A 20,800-nucleotide genomic window follows, 5' to 3' on the forward strand; every position below is an offset into this window, starting at 1 on the left:
GTCGTCCGGGTCGGGGTGGGGGGCCCTGGGTGGCGCCCCCCTCAAAAAAACCGGGCGGGGGGTGAGAACACGCCCCTCTGTTTTTTTTTTTTCGTCCTTGCGATATAAATATTTAGCGTTTTTTTGGTGTGTGGGGGGACGCCCCGGGGGGGCAAACCCAAAACCGCAACAATTCAGGTCCGCGCATTCTTCCTATTCCCCGCGCCTTCGGCGCGCCCCCTTTAACAAAAGGGGGCTTTTCTCCAGAGAGAGACTGGGGGCTGCCAGGCCGGGGTCGGATCCTTTTCCCGCAGGGAAAAGGCTCTGACCCCAATCCGGGCAGATCCACGCCATGTGTGGATGCGAGGGTCAGAGCCCTTTTCTGCGGAAAGGGATCCGACCCTGCGGGCTCAGGCGCCGAAGCGCTCGTCGTCCATCGCCATCAGCGGGGCGGCGCCGGCCTGGATGGCGGCGGCGTGGCTGAGGGTGCGCGGCAGCACGCGGGCGAAGTAGAACCGCGCGGTCTCGCGCTTGCCCTGGGCGAAGGCGGCGCCGTGCGCGCTGGCATCGGCGGCGGCCACGCTGCGGGCCCACCAGTAGGCCAGCACCACATAACCCGAATAGAACAGGTAGTCGTAGCTGGCTGCGCCCAGTTCGTCCGGGTTGGCCGCCGCGCGCTGCAGCACGTCCAGGGTCAGCTTGCCCCATTCGGCCGCCTTGGCGCGCAGCGGGCCGATGAACTCGGCCAGCGCTTTGTTGCCCTCGTGTTCCTTGGCGAAGGCTTCGATCTCGGCCAGCATCAGCTTCAGGCCGGCGCCCTGGCTGGACGCGGTCTTGCGGCCGATCAGGTCCAGTGCCTGGATGCCGGTGGTGCCTTCATACAGCGTGGTGATGCGGGCGTCGCGCGCCAGCTGCTCCATGCCGTGCTCGCGGATGTAGCCGTGGCCACCGAAGCACTGCAGGGCGTTGTAGGTGTTCTCGATACCCCACTCGGTCTGGCAGGCCTTGGAGATCGGGGTGAGGAAGCTCACCAGGGTGTCGGCGCGCTCGCGCTCGGCGGCGTCCTCGGCGTGGTGGGCGACATCGATCAGGGTGGCGGCGTGCAGGGCCAGCAGGCGGCTGCCCTCGACCAGTGACTTCACCGTCAGCAGCATGCGGCGCACATCCAGGTGGACCAGGATCGGGTCGGCCGGCTTGTCCGGAAACTTGGCGCCGCTGAGGGCGCGCGACTGCAGGCGCTCACGGCTGTACTTCAGCGCGTTCTGGTAGGCGCGTTCGGACAGGCCGATGCCCTGCAGGCCGACGCCCAAGCGTGCGGTGTTCATCATGGTGAACATTGCCTGCAGGCCCTTGTGCGGCTGGCCCACCAGGTAGCCCTGCGCACCATCGAAGTTCATCACGCAGGTGACCGAGCCCTTGATGCCCATCTTGTGCTCGATCGAACCGCAGCGCAGCGCGTTGCGCTCGCCGACGTTGCCGTCGCGGTCGACCTTGAACTTGGGAGTGACGAACAGCGAGATGCCCTTGGCGCCCGGAGGGGCGTCGGGCAGCTTGGCCAGCACCAGGTGCACGATGTTGCCGGTCAGGTCGTGCTCGCCGGCGGTGATGAAGATCTTGGTGCCGGTGATCGAATAGCTGCCGTCGGCGTTCGGCTCGGCCTTGGTCTTGAGCAGGCCTAGGTCGGTGCCGCAGTGCGGCTCGGTCAGGCACATGGTGCCGGTCCAGCGGCCCTCGATCAGCGGCTTGAGGAAGGCCTCGTGCTGCCAGGCCTCGCCGTGCTGCTTCAGCGCTTCGATGGCGCCGTGCGAGAGCAGCGGGAAGTTGCCCCACGCCAGGTTGGCGGCGTTGATCATTTCGTTGAGCGGCACGCCCAGGGTGTGCGGCAGGCCCTGGCCACCCAGTTCCGGCGAGGCGGTCAGGCCGGTCCAGCCACCATCGACGAACTGGTCGTAGGCCTGCTTGAAGCCGGGCGGGGTGGTCACTTCACCGGTGGCCTGGTCGAGCACGCAGCCGATCTCATCGCCAACGCTGTTGAGCGGGGCCAGCACGGTGGCGCTGAAACGGCCAGCTTCTTCCAGCACGGCATCGACCACGTCGGCGGTGGCGTCGGTGAAGCCCAGGCGGGCGAACAGGGATTCGACCTTGAGCACGTCGTGCAGGGCGAAACGGAGGTCGGAAAGCGGGGCGGTGTAGCTGCTCATCGGTACGTCTCGATTTGATCAGGGCAGGGGAGAGCGGCACCAGGCGCCGCGACGGAAGGTGGGAATCAGCGCAGCACGCCCGGCAGGCCCGGGGCCTGGTTGAGGGTGCTGCGGCTGCTGATATCGAAGCTGCGCTGCTTCTTTTCCTGCGGCGTGGCCGCGACTGTTCCCTTCAGGCCATAGGCCAGGGTGCGGTTGCCGGCCAGTGCATCGGCCACCACCAGGCGTGCGGCCGAACTGGGTACCAGGTCGACGTTGATGACGTCGGCCGAGGTGCCGCCGATGGAAATGCCCGGCTTGGCCTGCAGGGTGCCGGCGTCGCTGTCGCCAACGGTCAGCGCCAGCGAGACATCGTCGAAGGTCATCGGCATCGAGCTGAAGTTCTGCAGGCGCAGGGCCACGGTCCAGTTGCCGTCGGCGCGCACGGTCAGCTGCTGGAGGCTGGCCGCCGGTTCCGAAACACGCTTGACGATGCCGTTGCCACAGGCGGCAAGGGCGAGGGTGCTCAGGACGATCAAGGCGATACGGAAACGGTGGAGCATGGGCGCAGGTCCTCTGGAGGCGGTGCGTTGGAATAAGCATACTACGGCGTATGGTCGTTTGGATCGCCTGTGGCGACCCGTCGCAGAGGGTAGCGCGTGAAGATGGCGGCCGGGCGTGCGCGGCGCCGGATCGGGCGCGTGCTGCGCGCGGATCGCGTTGCGGTTCAATCGGCGGGGGTATCGCGCAGTGGCGCCATCACCCGCAGCGGACCGAGGTCGTAGCCCATCGCTTCAGCCTTGTCCTTGAGCTGCTCGAATCGGGCGCGATCCATTTCCGGCAGGCGCGAGAGAATCCACAGGTATTTCCGGTCCGGTTCACCAACCAGCGCCCACTGGTAGTCCGGGTCCAGCGCCAGCACCCAGTAGTCCGCCCAGACCAGTGGCACCCAGCTCAGCCAGTCCGGAACGAAGCGCACCTGCAGCTGGCCTGGATGGCCGGCTACCAGGCGTGCCACGCCTTCAGCGACCACGCGTTCGCCGTCGGCGCTGCGGCAGGCGTTGGTGACACTGATGCGACCATCGCGGCGCAGCCCGTAGTTGGCGGTGATCTCGCCGACGCATTGCTTCTGGAACGACACCGGCAGGTGCGCGATCTCGTGCCATTGGCCTGCGTAGCGATCGATGTCCAGACTGTCGACCGCCCGCAATGGCTCGGCGGCGATCACCGGGGCGGCGGCCAGCAGCAGGCAGGCGAGCAGGGTGGGGCGCAGTTGCATCGGCAGGCTCCGGCAGGAATCTGCAGCGTAGGTGCCGCGCCGGGTAGCGGTGTAAATGTTTCGTCAACCGGCCGCAGGCAAAAAAAAAAGACCTGCATTTCTGCAGGTCTCTGAAGATGGTGGCCGAAGACGGAATCGAACCGCCGACACGGGGATTTTCAATCCCCTGCTCTACCAACTGAGCTACTCGGCCAAATTGTGTGGCGACCGCGGTGAATGCGGTTTCCGGAAAAAAAAGACCCGCATTTCTGCAGGCCTTCGAAAGTGGTGGCCGAAGACGGAATCGAACCGCCGACACGGGGATTTTCAATCCCCTGCTCTACCAACTGAGCTACTCGGCCACATGTTTCGTAGCAGCGAGGTCGCTGCCAAGGAGGCGTATATTACGGAGGTCGGCAGTCTTCGGCAAGCGTTTTGCCAAGAATTCTTCACATTGCCGTCTGCGCGCCTGCAAGTACTTGATCCGCCGTCGCGGTGCAGGGCGGGAAGGGCCTGGAATCGATCCGGACGCCCCGGCGCGATCCTGATCATCCCCTGTGGCGGAAATCAGCAGGCCGCGGTGATCGGCAATGCCGCAACGGCAAGGCCTGTGTCGGTGCCGCGTCTGGGCGGGCGATGGAACGCTGTTTTCGTGGCCGTTTCCGGCGATCGTTGCGGCGTAGTGTCGGTATTCCTTTCCTGATGCTGGCAACAGCAGAGCCGGTCACCATGTCCGATTCCCTCGTTACCTCCCGCATCGTGCTGGCCTCGCGCCCGCAGGGCGCGCCCACGGCAGCCAACTTCCGCCTTGAACAGGCGACACTGCCGGCCTTGGCGAAGGGTGAGGTGCTGCTGCGCAACCGCTACCTGTCGCTGGACCCGTACATGCGTGGACGCATGGACGAGGGCCCCTCGTATGCCGCACCGGTGGCCATCGATGCGGTGATGGAAGGCCAGACCGTGGCCGAGGTGCTGCAGTCCAACGCCGAGGGAGTGGCCGCAGGTGAGCTGGTACTGGCGCCAGGCGGATGGCAGACCCATGCGGTACTGCCGGGCAAGGCACTGGGGCGTCGCCTCGATCCGGCCGGGCTGCCACTGAGCACGGCGCTGGGCGTGTATGGCATGCCCGGATTCACTGCGTATTCCAGCCTGCATGAGATCGCCCGCCTGAAGCCGGGCGAGACGCTGGTGGTCGCGGCCGCGACCCGTCCGGTGGGCGCAACGGTTGCGCAGCTGGCGAAACTGCAGGGCGCGCGCGTGGTCGCCATCGCCGGTGGTGAAGCCAAGCGTGCCTACCTGCAGACGCTGGGCGTGGACGTGGCGCTGGATCATCGTGCGGCCGACTTTGCCGAACAGCTGCGCGCGGCGGTGCCCGCGGGCATCGACGTGTATTTCGAGAACGTGGGCGGGCACGTGCTGGATGCGGTGCTGCCGCTGCTCAACGACTTCGCCCGCATTCCGGTGTGCGGCACCATCGCCACCTACAACGAACGCGGCGTTGAACAGCCCGGGCCGGACCGGTTGCCAGCGCTGTTCAGCCAGATCCTGCGCCAGCGCCTGACCGTGCGCGGTTTCATCGTGCACGACTTCAACCATCTGTGGCCGGACTTCGAGCGCGAGATGCCGCAGTGGCTGCGTGAGGGCCGCATCCAGTACCGCGAGGATGTGGTGGAAGGGCTGGAGAATGCGCCGGAGGCGTTCTTCGGGCTGCTGAAGGGGCAGAACTTCGGCAAGCTGGTGGTGAAGCTGGATTGAGTGTTCGCCGGGCATGGCCCGGCGCTACCGCCGGGCGTGCCGACCAAGGTCGGCACCCACTTCAGGCAGTCGAGGCCCTTTCCCGGCGCAGCAGTTCGCGCTTGCGCGCCACGCCCCAGGCGTAGCCGGACAGGTCGCCGTCGCGGCGTACGACGCGGTGGCAAGGGACGGCCACCGCCAGTGGATTGCTGGCGCAGGCGCGAGCCACCGCACGGCTTGATCGCGGGGCGCCGATGCGCGTGGCGATGTCGGCATACGAGGCGGTCTGGCCACGTGGGATCTGCTGCAACGCCTGCCACACGCGCTGCTGGAAGGCGGTGCCGCGGATATCCAGCGGCAATGTGGCGCCCCGCGTCGGGTCCTCGACCAGACCTACCACCTGTGCCACCAGTTGTTCATAACCGCTGTCGGCACCGACCAGCTTGGCCTGGCGGAAGCGGTGCTGCAGTGATTGCAGCAGCGCTTCCGGATCGTCGCCGAGCAGGATCGCGACCACGCCGGTGGCACTGCTGGCCACCAGCACGCTGCCCAGTGAGCTTTCGGCAAGCGCGAAGTGGATGACTTCGCCGCGCCCCCCCGCGCGCCATTGCTTGGGAGTCATGCCCAGCAACTTCGGTGCGTTCTCGTAGAAGCGCCCACTGGAACCGAAGCCGGCATCGTGGAAGGCGTCGGTGATGCGTTCCTGCTGTTGCAGCCCGGTGCGCAGGCGGTCGGCGCGCAGTGCCGCAGCGTACTGCTTCGGGGTCAGCCCGGTTGCCTCCTTGAACAGGCGATGCAGGCGGGTCGGGCTGCAGCCTGCGATGTCGGCCAGTTCCTGCAGCGAGGGTTCGTCGAGGCTGGCCTGAAGGTGGCGGCAGACCCGTTCGACGCGGGCGTCGGTGGTGGGGGAGGCGGTGCTGTCCATGGGCGGATTCTGGCATGTGCCGCAGCCACGAAAACTCCGTTTCCTGCACTTGCCAGCGAGGCCCGGAAACGGAGTGTTGGCAGTCCAGAGGCAGGGCATCGTTGCGGCTACTTCACAACGGATGCCACGACCATGCGCTTGAACAACAAGATCGCACTCATCACCGGAGCCAGCGCCGGCATCGGCCGCGCCAGCGCGCTGCGCTTCGCTGCCGAAGGGGCAAAGCTGGTGCTCAACGCACGGCGGCCGGAGCCGCTGCAGGCGCTGGCCGAGCAGATTCGCGCCGCCGGTGGCTACGCCGTGGTGCATGCCGCCGACGTCGCCGACCCGGGCACGGCGCAGGCGCTGGTCGATCTGGCCCAGCACTCATTCGGCGGCCTGGACATCGCTCTCAACAATGCCGGCATGCTCGGCCCGGGCGTGCCGGCGGCGGAGTTCCCGGTGGACGCCTGGCGCGAGGTGATGGCGACCAATCTGGATGCCGCCTTCCATGCTGCACGCGCGCAGTTGCCGGCACTGCTGGCGCGCGGCGGCGGCTCGCTGGTGTTCGTTGGCACGTTCGTCGGCCACACCGTGGGCTTCCCGGGCATGGCGGCCTATGCGTCGAGCAAGGCAGGGTTGATCGGCCTGAGCCAGGTGATCGCTGCCGAGTATGGCGCGCGCGGCGTACGCAGCAACGTGTTGTTGCCTGGTGGCACCGATACCGAGATGGGGCGGCAGGCCGCTCCCACCGGCGACGCCCGCGACTTCGTGCGCTCGCTGCACGCACTGAAGCGCATGGCCGAGCCGGAGGAGATCGCCAACGCGGCGTTGTTCCTGGCCAGCGATGAAAGCAGTTTCGTTACCGGTACCGCGATGCGCGTGGAGGGTGGGGTGTCGATCACGCGCACCTGAGTGGGGTTACGAGCGTGGTAAGTAGCGGAGGCCGCTGCTGGCCATGAAGCCCTTCGGATCGAAACGGGCCCAGGCTTCTCCCCAGTCGAACCGGGCGTGGCCACCCGCCAGCTTGCGACCCAGCGCCGCGCCCAGCGTACGCTTCATGAACGCTACTTCGGCATCGATCGCCGCCTGGGTCGGCCAGCCGTTTTCCAGTGCTGCACCGGGCAGATCGACACCCATCGTCACCATGTCGAGCTGTTGCCCATGGAAGCACAGGCTGATCCCAGCGGGTGCACCGGCCAGGCCTAGCCGGTGCAGGCTGAGCCAGTGATAGCCGGTGCCGACATCGCGCTCGCCATGCATCAGCGTGGCGAAGGCGATGCGCGCCTCATCCAGCGAGAGGGTGGGGCCGATCAGCGTCGGCAGGTTGCCGAGACGGATGCTGCCGTCGGTCGCATCGAAGAGCATCGGCAGTGCTTGCGAGGCGTGCAGGACAGAAAGGGGCATGGCGCACCGCAGAAACGGGTGTATCGGATTCTGGAGGCGTGGGGACAGTACCGGCAAGCCGAGGCTGCACGCCCTGTTCGCGCCAGGCTGACCGGCAGATCACTCTGCAGCGTCTAGCGTGATGGCAGGTTGGATCTTCGCCGATGAGGGAGATGTCGATGAGTGAGCGCGACAACAGCCAGGGCGACCCGAAGCAGGGCGTTCAGGAAAGCCGTCAGGACCGGAAGCAGGATGACGTGGCAAAGCGCCGGCCGGCGCAGCGTGATGAACAGGTGCGTGATGCGCATTCGCGTAGTCCGCGGCGCAAGGACGGCGGCGAGGAGCCGGCCTGAGCCGCGGGCGCTGGGAAGAAAAAACCCGCAGATCACGGGGATCTACGGGTTCTTCTGAATAGTGGTGGAGCCAAGGAGGATCGAACTCCTGACCTCGTCATTGCGAACGACGCGCTCTCCCAGCTGAGCTATGGCCCCACGGCAGGGTTTCAGTGTAGCGCTGCCTGCCGGGCTTGCCAAGCGCCGGGCCGGGACGGTGGTCGCGCCGCGTCGGCTACCGCCCCTGACCGGTTCAGGACAGGGCCCGGCGCAGCAGCGCGCCGGCACGACGTGCTGCCACGTCGGTGCTGGCACTGACCGCGTGCAGGTGGATGCAGGCGTGAATCATCCCGGGCAAGCGCTCGAGCGTGCAGTCGACACCTGCCGCCTGCAGCCGCCGTGCGTACTGTTCGGCCTCATCCCGCAGCGGGTCGTGCTCGCAGCTGAGCACGGAGGCCGGCGCCAGCCCATGCAGATCCGTTGCATGGGCCGGCGAGGCCTGTGCCAGCGGCGGGTGCAGATCGCCAAGATAGGCCTGCCAGCAGCGCTGCATCAGTTCGGCACTGAGGTAGAAGCCACTGGCGTACTCGCGGTAGGAATCGCTGCCCATCCCTGCATCGAGTGCCGGGTACAGCAGCAACTGGTGGCGCGGTTGCGGCAGGCCAAGATCGCGCAGCTGCAGGCAGCACGCGGCGGCCAGATTGCCACCGGCGCTGTCGCCGCCGATCGCCAATCGCTGCGGGTCCACCCCGAGGAGCTCGGCGTTGTCCTGCAGCCACGACCAGGCATCGGCAAGGTCGTGCAGCGGCACCGGGAACGGGTGTTCCGGCGCCAGCCGGTAGCCCACGGCGACAATCACGCAGCCGCTGGCATTGGCCAGCGCGCGGCAGGGGCCGTCATAGACCGCCAGCGAACACTGGAACCATCCGCCGCCATGCGCGAACAACAACGCCGGTGCCGGTCCATCGGGCAGCCCTTCCGGTGTGTAAAGGCGCACTTCCAACGCGTGGCCGTCGCGTGCGATCACCGCATGCTCGATCACATGCGCAACCGGCTCCGGCGCGCCCTGCAGCTGAGGCAGCGCGCTCTCGCTGATCGCACGCAGCTCGCGCAGGTCGTCCGGCAGTGGATGGGCCGCAACGGCATCGACGAACTGCTGCAGCGCGGGTTCAAGCTGCATGGCGCGCCTCCTGCAGGAACGGCAGCAGCTGCGCCAGGAACGCCTGCGGCGCTTCTTCCATGATGAAGTGGCCGCAGCCCGGCACGATGCTGCCTCGCACGTTGTCGGCATGCGGTTGCAGGGTCAGCATCGGCGCATCGGCGGTGGCGTGCTCGGCGCCGATGGCCAGCACCGGCATCGCCAGCCGGCGCTGAGCACGTTCCTTGTTCTGGCGGATGGTTTCCGGAATCGCGCGGTACCAGGCGAAGCCGGCCCGCAGTGCACCGGGGCGGCTGTAGGCGGCGATGTAGGTATCGGCAGCCACCGCGTCGCGGCGATATGACCAGCGGTCGAACATGAATTCCAGGTAGGCGCGCTCGCGACCGCTGATGAGTGCCTCGGGCAGGTCGGCCACCTGGTTGAACATGAAATGCCAGAGGAAGATGTTGTCGGCCGGTGCGGCGAAGATGCCCGGTTCCGGCGCCAGGCCGGGAATCACCGCTTCGGTGACCGCCAGTTGGCGCACCGCCTGCGGCTGGTCGCTGGCCAGTGCATAGGCAATCCACATGCCGATGTCATGCCCGACCACCTGGTAGCGCTCGTGGCCCAGTGCCTGCATGGTCTGGTGCAGGACGGCGGCGGCGCTGCCGGTGTCGTAACCGTGGCTGGGGCGATCGGATTCGCCGATGCCCGGCGGGTCCACGGCAATCGCTTCGAAGCCGGCGTCGGCCAGGGCGTGCAGCACATGGCGCCAGGCATACCAGGTCTGCGGCCAGCCGGGAATCAGCAGCACCGGTTCGCCGTGGCCGGCGGAGACGCAATGCACGCGCTGGCCATCGATGCGCAGGTAGTGGTGGTGCAGGGTGTCGTCGCCGGCAGCGCCAGCGGGAAGGGAAGTCGTCATGGGGGAGTGCTCCGTGGGGGCTCAGGCGATGCCGAGCATGTGCTGCATCTGCGCGGTGCTGATCGGTGCACCGGCGAAGTCGTCGAAGATCTTGTCGGTGACCGGAATGATGTGGTCGCGGATGAATGCAGCGCCTTCGCGTGCACCGGCTTCCTGGTCCTTCAGGCAGCACTCCCACTCCAGCGTCGCCCACCCCTGGTAGTCGTACTGGGCCAGCTTGGAGAAGATCGACTTGAAGTCGACCTGGCCATCGCCCAGCGAGCGGAAGCGACCGGCCCGTTCGGTCCAGTCGGCGTAGCCACCATAGATGCCCTGGCGGCCGCTGGGACGGAACTCCGCATCCTTGACATGGAACATGCGGATCAGCGGGTGATAGATGTCCAGGTACTCCAGGTAGTCCAGCTGCTGCAGCACGAAGTGGCTGGGATCGAACAGGATGCGGCAGCGCTGGTGCTGGCCGACGCGTTCGAAGAAGCGCTCGAAGCTGGTGCCGTCATGCAGGTCTTCGCTGGGATGGATCTCGTAACAGAGGTTGATGCCGTTGTCCTCGCAGGTATCGAGGATCGGCCGCCAGCGGCGCGCCAGTTCGTCGAAGGCGGCATCGATCAGGCCCGGCGGGCGCTGCGGGAACGGGAACAGGTAGGGCCAGGCGAAGGAGCCGGAGAAGGTGCCCATGTCCTGCAGGCCCAGCCGGCGGGAGGCACGGGCGGCCAGGTGCAGTTGCTGCTGCGCCCATTCGCTGCGCGCCTTCGGGTTGCCGCGCAGTGCTTCCGGCGCGAAGCCATCGCAGAGTTCATCGTAGGCCGGATGCACGGCCACCAGCTGGCCAAGGATGTGGGTGGTGAGCTCGCTGACCTGCAGGCCGTGCTCGGCCAGGGTGCCGCGGATGTCGTCGCAGTAGTCCTGGCTGTCGGCGGCGGTGGCCAGGTCGAACAGGCGTGCATCCCAGGCCGGGATCTGCAGTGCCTTGAAACCGTGGCCAGCGGCCCACTCGGCAATGCTGGCAAGTGAGTTGAACGGTGCCTGGTCGCCGGCGAACTGCGCCAGGTGCAGGCTGGGGCCCTTGAGGGTCTGCATGTGTTGCTCCAATTGTTTGTCGGTCGACAAAGAATAGGCGCGACTCTCGCGATGGTCAACACCCGCGTTACACTGCGCGCCTCACTGGAGCAGGCAGGCAGATGGCAGGGCGACCGCGCGAATTCGACAGGGACCAGGCGTTGCGCAAGGCGATGCTGCTGTTCTGGCAGCACGGCTACGAAGGCACGTCGATGTCGGCACTGGTCGAAACGCTGGGCATTGCTTCTGCACGCATCTACGCCGCGTTCGGCAGCAAGGAGCAGTTGTTCCGCGAAGCCGTGGCGCTGTACGAAGAGGGCGAGGGTGGTTTCGCGCCGCGCGCGCTGGAGCAGGCCACGCTGCGTGAGGCGATCGGGTCCATGCTGCGCGAGGCGGTGCTGACCTACACCCGTCGTGGGCGTCCGCATGGCTGCCTGGTGGTATCTTCGGCCAGCAGCGTGTCGCCCGATGGCGAAGGCGTGCGGGACTGGTTGGCCAGCCATCGTCGCCAGCGCACGGCGGCGATCATCGCGCGGCTGCAGCAGGCGCAGGCCGAGGGTGAGCTGGCCGACGGCGCGGCGGTGCAGGCGCTGGGCGACCACTTCGCCACGGTGCTGCATGGCATCTCGGTGCAGGCGCGTGACGGCATCAGCCGCGAGCGCCTGCTGGCGATGGTCGATGTCGCGTTGACCCCGCTGCCCTGAGATCCGGGGTCAGATCCGTTTTTCCTTGGAAAACGGATCTGACCCCAGGCGCTGCTGGCTGACTGTGCCGAAACCGCTTGTTTCGCCGGGTTTGGGTGCCGCGCAACGAAATCGTAACAATTTGGGGGATAATGGCCGCTTGCGCAGTTTTCCCCCTTTTTGCCGCCCGGCCCGCGCAGGCCGCACGGACGCCTCCTCAGAGCATTGCATGCCCTCCCATACCGATTCCCGCCGCCTGTCGGGTCTGTCGTCTTCCCTTGTTTCCTTCCGCCGCCACCCGCTGGCACTGGCCTGTGCCGGTCTGGCCCTGGTCGGCAGCTTCGGTGCCGCCGCGCAGGACAGTGCGCCGACCCCGACCGGCCTGGACACGATCACCGTGACCGCCGAACACCGCGAGCAGAACCTGCAGGAAGTGCCGGTCTCGGTCGGTGTGGTGCAGGGCGAGCGCATGCGCGACTTCACCGCCGGCGGCGACGACACCCTGCTGGCGCTGTCCGGCCGCGTGCCGAGCCTGTATGCGGAAACCACCACCGGCCGCATCTTCCCGCGCTTCTACATCCGCGGCCTGGGCAACATCGACTTCTACCTGGGTGCCTCGCAGCCGGTCTCGATCATCCAGGACGACGTGGTGCTGGAGCACGTGGTGCTGAAGTCCAACCCGGTCTATGACGTGGACCAGGTGGAAGTGCTGCGCGGCCCGCAGGGCTCGCTGTTCGGTCGCAACACCACCGCCGGCATCGTCAAGTTCGACACCCTGAAGCCGACCCAGGACTACACCGGCCGCGTCAGCGCCAGCTACGCCACCTACAACAGCGTGTCGATCGACGGCGGCTTCGGCGGCCCGATCAACGACGTCGCCTCGTTCCGCGTGTCGGCCCTGTACCAGCACCGCGACGACTATGTCGACAACACCTACAAGGGCCCGAGCGCCGATGGCACGGTCAGCCCGAAGAAGAACGCCATGGGCGGCTTCGATGACCGCAATGTGCGTGCGCAGCTGCTGCTGACGCCGAGCGACCAGTTCTCGATCCTGGCCTCGGCCCACGCCCGCGATTACGAAGGCACCTCGACCCTGTTCCTGCGCGGTGCGCTGACCAAGGGCTCGAACAAGACCGACGTGCCGCGCGACAAGGTTGCCTACGACGAAGCCGACAACAACCCGCAGGCGTACAAGACCTACGGCGGCTCGGTGAAGGCACGCTACGACTTCGGTGCGATCGACTTCACCTCGATCACCGCCTACGAGACCACCTCCGGTTACAGCCGTGGCGACACCGACGGTGGCGCAGCGGCGAACTTCCCGGTGAACGGCGTGCCGAACGGCTACGGCCAGTCGATGGGCCGCATCCGCGACCTGGACCAGTGGACCCAGGAATTCCGCCTGGCCAGCCATGACGACAGCGCGCTGCAGTGGCAGGCCGGTGCGTTCTACTTCAACGGCAGCGACACCACCGACTTCTACCAGCGCGCGTGGTTCCTGCAGGGCGCGGCACGTAACCCGAACAACTGGGTGCGCCTGCGCAACAAGAACACCTCGTGGGCCGGTTTCGGCCAGATCAGCTACGCCTTCACCGACAAGTTCACCGTCACCGCTGGCCTGCGCCAGACCAAGGACGAGAAGCACACCCGCCTGCTGAAGACCGCTGACACCGCCGCCGGCGTGGTGACCTACAAGGGCCGCACCGACGTCAAGATGTCCGACACCACCCCGAGCTGGGATCTGAGCGCGATGTATCAGATCACGCCGGACGTGAGCGTCTACGCGAAGGTCGCCCGCGGCTTCCGCGGCCCGACCATCCAGGGCCGTTCGGCAGTGTTCAATGCCGACTTCACTACCGCCGATTCCGAGACCATCCTGTCCTGGGAAGCGGGCGTGAAGAGCAGCCTGTGGGACAACCGCCTGCGCCTGAACGCCACCGCGTTCACCTACACCGTCAACGACATCCAGCTCAACGGCAACGATTCGGACGGCAACGGCGTGCTGTTCAACGCCGACAAGGCCAAGGCCTACGGCTTCGAAGCGGACATGGAACTGCGCCCGATCCCGAACCTGACCCTGAGTGCCGGCCTGAGCCTGCTGCACAGCGAGATCAAGGACAAGCGCGTGTACGCGCAGGTCTGCGGCCTCAACGGCCAGGTGGTCTGCACGGTGAATGACCCGACCATCAAGGTCGGCGCCAACACCTTCGCGCAGATCGACGGCAACCCGCTGCCGAACGCGCCGAAGTACAACGTGAACCTGGCCGCCCGTTACGACTTCCCGGTCAGCGACGCCGGCACCATGTTCGTCTCCACCGACTGGAACAAGCAGGGTTACACCAGCTTCGTGCTGTACGACAGCAAGGAGTTCAACTCCAAGGGTGACTTCGAAGGCGGCCTGAAGATCGGCTACTCGGGCAACTACGGTGCCTACGAAGTGGCGCTGTTCGCGCGCAACATCACCAACGAGAAGAACCTCAAGGGCGTGATCGAGAATTACATGGCCGCGGTCTACAACGAACCGCGCACCGTGGGTGTCTCGCTGAACATGAACTGGTAAGGCTCTGGCGCGGTGGTGGGTTCTCCCGTCATCGCACCGCTGGAATGCAAAGGGCGGCCCGGAGTTCCGGGCCGCCCTTTTCGTTGTTTCAGACTGCGGTAAGGTCGCTGTCCTGGCTGCGCTGGCCGAAGGTCAGGGCCCAGGTGGCGCTGTCCACCTGCTGGCGGTCCTGCGCCTGCTGTTTGCGCGCGCGGCTGGCGCCGAACCAGCGGCCTTCGCCGTTGATCAGCGGCGCCATGCGCACCACATCCACGTACTCCCTATCGATCTCGCTGGCGCGCTGCAGCCAGGTCAGGGCCAGGAAGGCGTTGGCCGGCACGCCGTTGCCGAAGTGGTAGATGTCGGCCAGGTAGCCGGCGGCCCACAGCTTGTCGTTGTCCTCACCGCGCCACCACAGCGGAATCAGGGCGCGTTCGACCGCTTCGCGCTTGTGCGCGTCGTTCTGGCCATCGAGGGCCAGGCAGGCCAGGTTGCGGCAGGTCGGGCCCCACACGCGTTCACCGGCGTCGGCTTCGCGCAGGCAGCGCAGGTACAGTTCGCGCGCACGCGCTTCGTTGTCAGCGCCACCGGCGGCAACCAGGCGCACGCCAAGGTTGTACGTGGCGATCAGGTCGCCGCCTTCGACGGCACGCTCCTGCCAGTACAGGGCCTTCTGGGCATCAACGAAGTCCGGCTGGTCGCGGCCGCCCAGCCGGCCCTTGTACAGGTCGCACAGCGCGGCCATCGCACCGGCGTCGCCGTCGTCGGCCATGCGCTGCAACAACGACAGGCCTGCGTCCTGCGAGACATCGCAGAACAGGTTGGACGCAAAGGTGACCGTGGACGTCTTCTGCTGCGCGGCCAGTTTCAGGGCGCGCTGCAGCAAGGGCTGCGCACGTGCCGGATCGGCTGCCTGGCCGAGCAGCCCATGCTCGATGGCGGTGGCGGCCCAGAGCAGGCCGAGCGCGGAATCACCTTCGCGGGCGGCGTAGTCCACCACCTGCGCGAACAGCGTTTCGGCCCCTTCAACATGAGCGAACCAGGTGCAGGCCTCCAGGCTGCTGAAACCACCGTGCAGGACCATGTCACGATCCAGTGCCCAGGCCTCCTGCAGGTCCTCAAGCGCGGACTGCATGCTTCCGGCATCCCATTGCACCTGGTCTTCGATCTCCTCGATGCGCCCGAGATGAAAGCGGAGTGCGGCACGCTGGGTCAGGACTTCAGCGCGCACGCAGCCCTCCAGGTGCCAGTCCAGGATCTGCGCATACGCACGCTCGTGCACGGCCACCGCTTCGGCATCGCCGCGGCGCGGCAGCTCGCCCATCCAGTCCTGTTCCTTGCACCAGCGCAATGCGTTGCGCTGTGCCAGATCCAGGCCGCGGCACCAGCTGCCTTCGATGAAATCCTCCATCGCCTCGTGGCTGCCGCCCCAGCGCGGGTACAGGTAGTAGAGGGTGTCTTCCAGCGTCCCCAGGTCGTCCGGACGCTGTTCCAGCACCAGGCGCATCCAGTACGCGAGAGGGGCATCGAAATCGTCCTCGCTGCGATCGCGCAACAGCGGCGGCAGGCATTCCGGCAGGTGCTGCAGGGGCGCACCGAAGCGCGACAGCAACTGCAATGCCTGCGGCCACGCCTGCGGATAGTGCTCGGCCAGGGCGGCTTCATCGGACTCCGGCGATTGCCCTGCCTGGAGCGCGCGCAACCAGTTTGGTTCGCGCAGGTAGCTGGTGATGCGCTTGATGCCATCCAGCGCCAGCGCCGGTCGCTGCGACAGCGCGATCGCCTGCAGATAGGCATGCACGGCGTGGTCGCGCGCCTGCTGTGCGGCCAGCCACTGGCTGTCTTCCACCAGTGCGGCCACGTCGGCGCTGCGCAGGGCGCCAGCGGCCGATTCCCAGCAGGCACCCAGGCGCAGGCGTGCGTAATAGCTGTGCGGATCGGCGGCAACCCACCGTTGCGCCTGCTGCAGGCGCTCATCCAGGGGCAGCGCTGTGTCCTGCAGGTTGCGCAGGCGCCAGCGGATGCCGGGCAGTGGCCGAGCGCCGTTCAGCCAGGCCTGTTCGTGTGGTGCCAGCAGTGCATCCAGCGCTGCGTAGTCCTGTTCCTGCAGTGCGCTGCGCGCCTGCGCGCGCCAGGCCAGGTCGTCCATGGAAAGACCGCCTTTCGCAAGTCCATTTGTCATCTGATGCAATCCAACAATAGCGGGGACGCTATTGGACAGGTCCACGCGCGCGCCGGCAAGCGTGGCAGATGCTCATGTCTGCGGTGCCGGCGCCGGTTTGCCCGGCGCCGGTTGATCTCAGTGCGCGGGCAACAGTGCCTGCAGCCGCGACTCCAGTTCCTGCTGGCGCCAGCCGGCCAGTGCGGCCGGCCACTGGCGACGTTCCAGATAGCTTTCCAGATGCTTGCGCGAGGCGAGAATGCCATCCGGCAGCCCCAGCTCACGGCTGCGCTCGGCCACCGCATCCTGCAGCTTCTTCAGGGCCTGCTTGTTGCTGTCGTTGGCCGGCAGCGCCAGCGGCGCGTCGGCTTCATCGGCCAGCGGCGTGGACAGCGCCTGCCAGACAGCGCCGGCCAGCTTGCGCGGTGCCTTCGGGAACTGCTCGAACAGCTTGCCCAGCGCAGCCTCGTCGGCCGGTGGCGTGCGCGCGAGGGTGGCGGCCAGTTCGTTGTCCAGGATCCAGCTTCGCGGGCGGTCGCTGTTGCGTGCCTGCACGTCGCGCCAGCGCAGCAGGCGCAGCAGGCGGTGCTGGGCGGCAGCATCAAGGAACTGTGCCGAGCGCATCGCCAGGTGCGGCCAGCGGTCTTCATCGTTGGCGACGCTGGCCAGCAGCCGCTCGCCATCGTCGTGCAGCCACTGCTGGCGGCCGAGCGCCTGCAGCCTGGCATTGATGGCGTCGTGCAGTGCGAACAGATGCTCGACGTCATCGGCGGCGTACTGCAGCTGCGACTCGGACAGCGGGCGGCGCATCCAGTCCGAGCGGGTCTCGCCCTTGGCCAGCGCCACGCCAGTGATCTCCGCCACCAGCTTCTGGTAGCCCATGCCGCCGCCGATGCCGGCCAGCGATGCCCCGATCTGGGTGTCGAACAGCGGTCGCGGCAGGACGCCGCAGGCCCACTTGAAGGCAACCAGGTCTTCGCTGGCGCTGTGCATCACCTTGGTGATGGATTCATCGGCCAGCCACGGCGCCAGCGCCTCGGTCATGCCGGGAATCAGCGGGTCGATCAGCAGGATGTCCTGCCCAACGGCCATCTGCACCAGTGCCAGCTGCGGCCAGAACGTGCGTTCACGGATGAATTCGGTGTCCAGGCCGATGCGGGTCGGGCGCTGCTGGAAGTACGCATCCAGCTCGGCGGGGGTGGTGATCCAGGTTGCCACGGGTCAGGGCCTACTACTCGGGTTTGCTCAGGCAGGGGAGAATAGCCTAACGTCGGTCCGCGTCCGTGCCGAAGGAGGCTCTGCTTGCGTTTTCCGTTGTCGCCCGTGCTGTGCACCGCCCTGGCCGTGGCCCTGGCCGGCTGCACGCCGTCGCCGTCCGCGCCGGCGGACAGGGCCGCCAGCGGAGAGGCGCCCGGGGCCGAGGGGGCCGACACCGGCACCGATGCCAGTCCGCAGGCCGGGCAGGGCAGCGTGACCATCGCCGGTGAAGATGCCGCCGAGGACGTACAGCAGTGGACGCCGCCACGGGTGGACCGCCAGGGCCGCAGCCTGGCCCAGTTGCGTCGCGGCGCCGAGCAGGCGTTCGCCGAAGGGCGGCTCTATGAAGATGCGGACGCTGCCATTCCGCTGTGGCTGGCGGTGCAGGAAGAAGACCCGGATGATCGCCAGGCCCGGCTGGGCCTGCAGCGTGCCCGGCAGCGACTGCAGCAGCTGGCCGATGCCCTGCTGGTGCGGCCGCTGAAGCAGCGCGAGGCACTGGCCGAGGCCAGCCGCCAGGCACTGGTGCTGCTGACCCTGGCGCCGAAGGATGAGAAGGTGCGTGCGCTGCAGGCGCGGGTGGAGCTGGCGCAGCGCGTGGTGGCCTACAACCGTGCCGGCGAGGAGGACCTGCGCTCGGATCGGATCGGCGAGGATGGCGACGGTGCCATCGGCAATTTCCGTGAGGCGCTGGCGCTGGATGAAGACAACAGCCGCGCACGGCAGGGCTTGGCAGCAGCCGAGAGCGGCATGATCCGCCGTGCCGAAGACGCCGCGCGGGCGCGCGATTTCGCCAGCGCGGGTACCTGGCTGGCCGAAGCCAGCAAAGTGCGCGATTCGTCGCCGACGATTGCCGACGCGTTCGAGCGCATCGAGCAGATCCGCGCCGCCACGCTGCTGCAGCTGCGTGATGACGGCCTGCGCGACCTCGCTACGCCGCAGGGCCTGAAACCGGCTCGCGAGAAACTGGCCGAAGCGCTGCGCATCGCCCTGCCGGGTGACGCCGTGGTGGGGCAGTTGCGCGAGCGCATCGACTTGGCTACCCATTACGGCAGCTTCCGGCCAGGACAGGTGTTCAGCGACGCCATGCGCGATGGCGGGCGCGGGCCGCAGATGGTGGTGGTGCCTCACGGTGGTTTCCAGATGGGCGCGGGCGATGCCGAGCCGGGCTCGAGTGATGCCGAGCGTCCGTCGCACTACGTGCGCTTCGATCGTGGCTTTGCAATGGCGATCACCGAGATCACCGTCAGCGATTTCGAGCGCTACGTGAAAGCATCCAATGCGCGTCCACGCGCGACCCGGCGCGGCCATTCGGTGGTCTACGACGAACGCAGCGGCAATTTCATCCGCCGCAGTGGCGTGGACTGGCGCTCGGACTATGACGGCGGCCGCGCGCTGGGCAACTCGCCGGTGATGCACGTCAGTGTGCGTGATGCCGAGAACTATGCGGCGTGGCTGTCCGAGCAGACCGGCCGCAGCTACCGGCTGCCCAGCGAAGCCGAGTTCGAGTACGCGCTGCGCGCTGGCAGCAGTGGCCGCTATCCGTGGGGCGATGCAGGCGTGCCGCCGCCAGGCAGCGGCAACTTTACCGGCAGCAAGGACGTTTCGCCTTCGGGCCGGCACTGGCACAACGCGTTCATCGGGTATGGCGATGGCTGGTGGGGACCGGCGCCGGTGGCCAGCTTCCAGGCCAATGCATTCGGCCTGCACGACATGGGCGGCAACCTCAGTGAATGGGTGGCCGACTGCTGGCATGCCAGCTACCGCCGCGCACCGTCCGATGGCGTCGCCTGGTTCAACCCGGGCTGCCGGTCGCGCGTGATCCGCGGTGGCAACTGGGCCAATGCCCCCGAGCAGACCCGTGCGGCCTGGCGGCAGTCCCAGGATTCGGATACCACCAACGCCCGCATCGGCTTCCGCCTGGTACGCGGCATCTGAGCGGCACCCGGCTTCACCCGCTGCGGGCAGTGGCGCACTAAGATTGCGCCGTGCCCGCCGGCCGGCGGGGCCAGCAGGAAGTCCCCCGATGCGCAACGATCCCTTCTCCCGCTCGTCGCAAGGTCCGCAGCGGCGTGGCCTGTTCGGCAACATCCGCTGGTGGGTGCTGCTGCTTGCCGCCGGCTATGCGCTGTTCTACTGGTTCTCCAACCGCACGGTCGATCCGTACACCGGCGAGAAGGTGATGATCGACAGCAGCCTGGACGCGCGCCAGGAAACCGCGCTGGGACTGCAGGCCTACCAGCAGATCCTGTCGCAGGAACGGCCGATGGACCCCAATGCACCGATCGCGCGCGATGTGCGCGACATCGCCCAGCGGCTGATCGCCAAGGTGGACGTGGTGGAGACCGCGCTGGCGCAGGAGCATGGCGTGCAGCCAGCGCATTTCGCGCGGGATTTCCAGTGGGAAGTGAACGTGATCCCGTCCGAGCAGGCCAATGCGTTCTGCCTGCCGGGTGGCAAGATGGCGGTCTACACCGGGCTGGTGCCGGTAGCGCGCACCCGCGATGCGATGGCGGTGGTGATGGGTCATGAGATCGCCCACGCGCTGCTGCGCCATGGTGCACAGCGCATGGCACAGCAGAAGCTGACCCAGATCGGGCAGGTGGCCGGCGCCGCCAGTGGCATGGATGCGCAGCAGCAACAGATGATGATGTCGGCGATGGGCTATGGGTATCTGCTGCCCTATGCGCGCAGCCACGAGACGCAGGCGGACGAAGTGGGGCTGATGCTGGCCGCAGCGGCCTGCTTCGATCCCCGCGAGGCGGTGCCGCTGTGGCAGCGCATGGGCCAGGCCAGTGGCGGCCAGGCGCCGCCGGAGTTCGCCTCCACCCACCCGAACCCGGGCACCCGCATCCAGAACCTGCAGGCGCTGATGCCGAAGGCGCTCGAGTACCGGCAGAAGTTCTGCGAGCAGGCAAAGTAGGGGGGTGTTCGGCAGGGCTTGCAGCCCTGCACCTGCCGAAGCCAGAGCAACAGCAACAGCAACAGCAACAGCAACAACAACAGCAACAACAACAGCAACAACAACAGCAACAACAGCAACAACAACAGCAACAACAGCAACAACAACAGCGTGCATTCCGTGGGATGGCGGGGTGGGGGGGGGGGGGGCGGGGGGGGGGGGGGGGGGGGGCGGGGGCGCGCGCGGGCGCCGCCGAGCGGCGCCCACTCCCCGCACCCCTCCCACAACCCGACCCACCCAAAACTCAAGCCCTCACTCAGCCGGGCTTGTTGTAGATAACTTATGAATAATAAATAAGTACCGTAA

Annotated in this window: 17 protein-coding genes and 3 tRNA genes; 7 read left to right on the top strand and 13 right to left on the bottom strand. The window is 67.3% G+C overall.

Annotated features, from left to right (window positions below; translation table 11 throughout):
- Positions 1-389 precede the first annotated feature (389 nt).
- The 5 genes from QRO91_RS16385 to QRO91_RS16405 all read right to left on the bottom strand — a co-directional run bounded on the left by QRO91_RS16385 (position 390) and on the right by QRO91_RS16405 (position 3,779).
- Positions 390-2,180, bottom strand: a complete 1,791-nt coding sequence (locus QRO91_RS16385; RefSeq protein WP_197620247.1) for an acyl-CoA dehydrogenase C-terminal domain-containing protein — start codon at positions 2,178-2,180, stop codon at positions 390-392.
- A 65-nt stretch (positions 2,181-2,245) separates the two neighbouring features.
- Positions 2,246-2,722: an LEA type 2 family protein gene (locus QRO91_RS16390; RefSeq protein WP_049430351.1), complete on the bottom strand. Its 477-nt coding sequence runs from the start codon at positions 2,720-2,722 to the stop codon at positions 2,246-2,248.
- A 164-nt stretch (positions 2,723-2,886) separates the two neighbouring features.
- A complete protein-coding gene (locus QRO91_RS16395; protein ID WP_049430349.1) occupies positions 2,887-3,438 on the bottom strand; it encodes a lipocalin family protein in 552 nt (183 codons plus the stop codon).
- Positions 3,439-3,555: 117 nt separating this feature from the next.
- Positions 3,556-3,631 (bottom strand) — tRNA-Phe (locus QRO91_RS16400).
- 72 nt (positions 3,632-3,703) lie between these two features.
- Positions 3,704-3,779: transfer RNA gene (locus QRO91_RS16405), tRNA-Phe, on the bottom strand.
- A 367-nt stretch (positions 3,780-4,146) separates the two neighbouring features.
- Between QRO91_RS16405 and QRO91_RS16410 the strand changes: the two genes are divergently transcribed.
- A complete protein-coding gene (locus QRO91_RS16410) occupies positions 4,147-5,172 on the top strand; it encodes an NADP-dependent oxidoreductase (RefSeq protein ID WP_285310475.1) in 1,026 nt (341 codons plus the stop codon).
- A gap of 61 nt (positions 5,173-5,233) precedes the next feature.
- On the opposite strand, the gene QRO91_RS16415 is transcribed toward QRO91_RS16410, so the two are convergent.
- Positions 5,234-6,076 carry a bifunctional transcriptional activator/DNA repair enzyme AdaA gene (locus QRO91_RS16415; RefSeq protein ID WP_197620245.1) on the bottom strand — a complete coding sequence of 281 codons (843 nt, stop codon included), beginning with the start codon at positions 6,074-6,076 and terminating at the stop codon, positions 5,234-5,236.
- A gap of 132 nt (positions 6,077-6,208) precedes the next feature.
- Here QRO91_RS16415 and QRO91_RS16420 point away from each other — a divergent pair, with 132 nt between their 5' ends.
- On the top strand, positions 6,209-6,970 hold the full coding sequence (locus tag QRO91_RS16420) for an SDR family oxidoreductase (protein WP_197620244.1): 762 nt from the start codon (positions 6,209-6,211) through the stop codon (positions 6,968-6,970).
- Between the two features lie 6 nt (positions 6,971-6,976).
- Here QRO91_RS16420 and QRO91_RS16425 read toward each other — a convergent pair whose 3' ends face one another.
- Entirely contained in the window at positions 6,977-7,462 is a 486-nt protein-coding gene (locus QRO91_RS16425) for a hypothetical protein (protein ID WP_049429321.1), read from the bottom strand.
- 158 nt (positions 7,463-7,620) lie between these two features.
- Between QRO91_RS16425 and QRO91_RS16430 the strand changes: the two genes are divergently transcribed.
- On the top strand, positions 7,621-7,794 hold the full coding sequence (locus QRO91_RS16430; protein ID WP_180848969.1) for a hypothetical protein: 174 nt from the start codon (positions 7,621-7,623) through the stop codon (positions 7,792-7,794).
- Between the two features lie 62 nt (positions 7,795-7,856).
- Here the strand turns inward: QRO91_RS16430 and QRO91_RS16435 are convergent.
- The 4 genes from QRO91_RS16435 to QRO91_RS16450 form a co-directional block, all read right to left on the bottom strand.
- A tRNA-Ala gene (locus QRO91_RS16435) sits at positions 7,857-7,932 on the bottom strand.
- 94 nt (positions 7,933-8,026) lie between these two features.
- The gene (locus QRO91_RS16440) at positions 8,027-8,953 is read right to left on the bottom strand and encodes an alpha/beta hydrolase (protein WP_049429323.1); all 927 of its coding nucleotides are present in this window, start codon (positions 8,951-8,953) and stop codon (positions 8,027-8,029) included.
- Complete coding sequence (locus QRO91_RS16445; protein ID WP_049429324.1) at positions 8,943-9,836, bottom strand: alpha/beta fold hydrolase; 894 nt, start codon at positions 9,834-9,836, stop codon at positions 8,943-8,945. The genes QRO91_RS16440 and QRO91_RS16445 overlap by 11 nt, the downstream gene beginning before the upstream one ends.
- 21 nt (positions 9,837-9,857) lie before the next feature.
- Complete coding sequence (locus QRO91_RS16450; protein WP_049429325.1) at positions 9,858-10,913, bottom strand: sugar phosphate isomerase/epimerase; 1,056 nt, start codon at positions 10,911-10,913, stop codon at positions 9,858-9,860.
- Between the two features lie 101 nt (positions 10,914-11,014).
- On the opposite strand from QRO91_RS16450, the gene QRO91_RS16455 reads away from it, so the two are divergent.
- Together QRO91_RS16455 and QRO91_RS16460 are read left to right on the top strand one after the other, a co-directional pair.
- Complete coding sequence (locus tag QRO91_RS16455) at positions 11,015-11,596, top strand: TetR/AcrR family transcriptional regulator (protein ID WP_049429326.1); 582 nt, start codon at positions 11,015-11,017, stop codon at positions 11,594-11,596.
- Between the two features lie 208 nt (positions 11,597-11,804).
- Positions 11,805-14,135, top strand: coding sequence for a TonB-dependent receptor (locus tag QRO91_RS16460; protein ID WP_049429327.1), 2,331 nt, complete (start codon positions 11,805-11,807; stop codon positions 14,133-14,135).
- Positions 14,136-14,223: 88 nt separating this feature from the next.
- Here the strand turns inward: QRO91_RS16460 and QRO91_RS16465 are convergent, their stop codons facing one another.
- Both QRO91_RS16465 and rnd read right to left on the bottom strand, forming a co-directional pair.
- The gene (locus tag QRO91_RS16465; RefSeq protein ID WP_285310476.1) at positions 14,224-16,263 is read right to left on the bottom strand and encodes a DUF4034 domain-containing protein; all 2,040 of its coding nucleotides are present in this window, start codon (positions 16,261-16,263) and stop codon (positions 14,224-14,226) included.
- Between the two features lie 150 nt (positions 16,264-16,413).
- A complete protein-coding gene (gene rnd, locus QRO91_RS16470; RefSeq protein ID WP_049429329.1) occupies positions 16,414-17,493 on the bottom strand; it encodes a ribonuclease D in 1,080 nt (359 codons plus the stop codon).
- Between the two features lie 84 nt (positions 17,494-17,577).
- Between rnd and QRO91_RS16475 the strand changes: the two genes are divergently transcribed.
- Both QRO91_RS16475 and QRO91_RS16480 read left to right on the top strand, forming a co-directional pair.
- Complete coding sequence (locus tag QRO91_RS16475; RefSeq protein ID WP_285310477.1) at positions 17,578-19,470, top strand: formylglycine-generating enzyme family protein; 1,893 nt, start codon at positions 17,578-17,580, stop codon at positions 19,468-19,470.
- An 88-nt stretch (positions 19,471-19,558) separates the two neighbouring features.
- Positions 19,559-20,455 (top strand): M48 family metallopeptidase, encoded by an 897-nt coding sequence (locus QRO91_RS16480; RefSeq protein WP_100443791.1) that lies wholly within the window; start codon positions 19,559-19,561, stop codon positions 20,453-20,455.
- Positions 20,456-20,800 lie beyond the last annotated feature (345 nt).

Origin of the sequence: Stenotrophomonas maltophilia group sp. Smal32 (genome assembly GCF_030237085.1) — a bacterium.
GTDB lineage: Bacteria > Pseudomonadota > Gammaproteobacteria > Xanthomonadales > Xanthomonadaceae > Stenotrophomonas > Stenotrophomonas maltophilia_Q.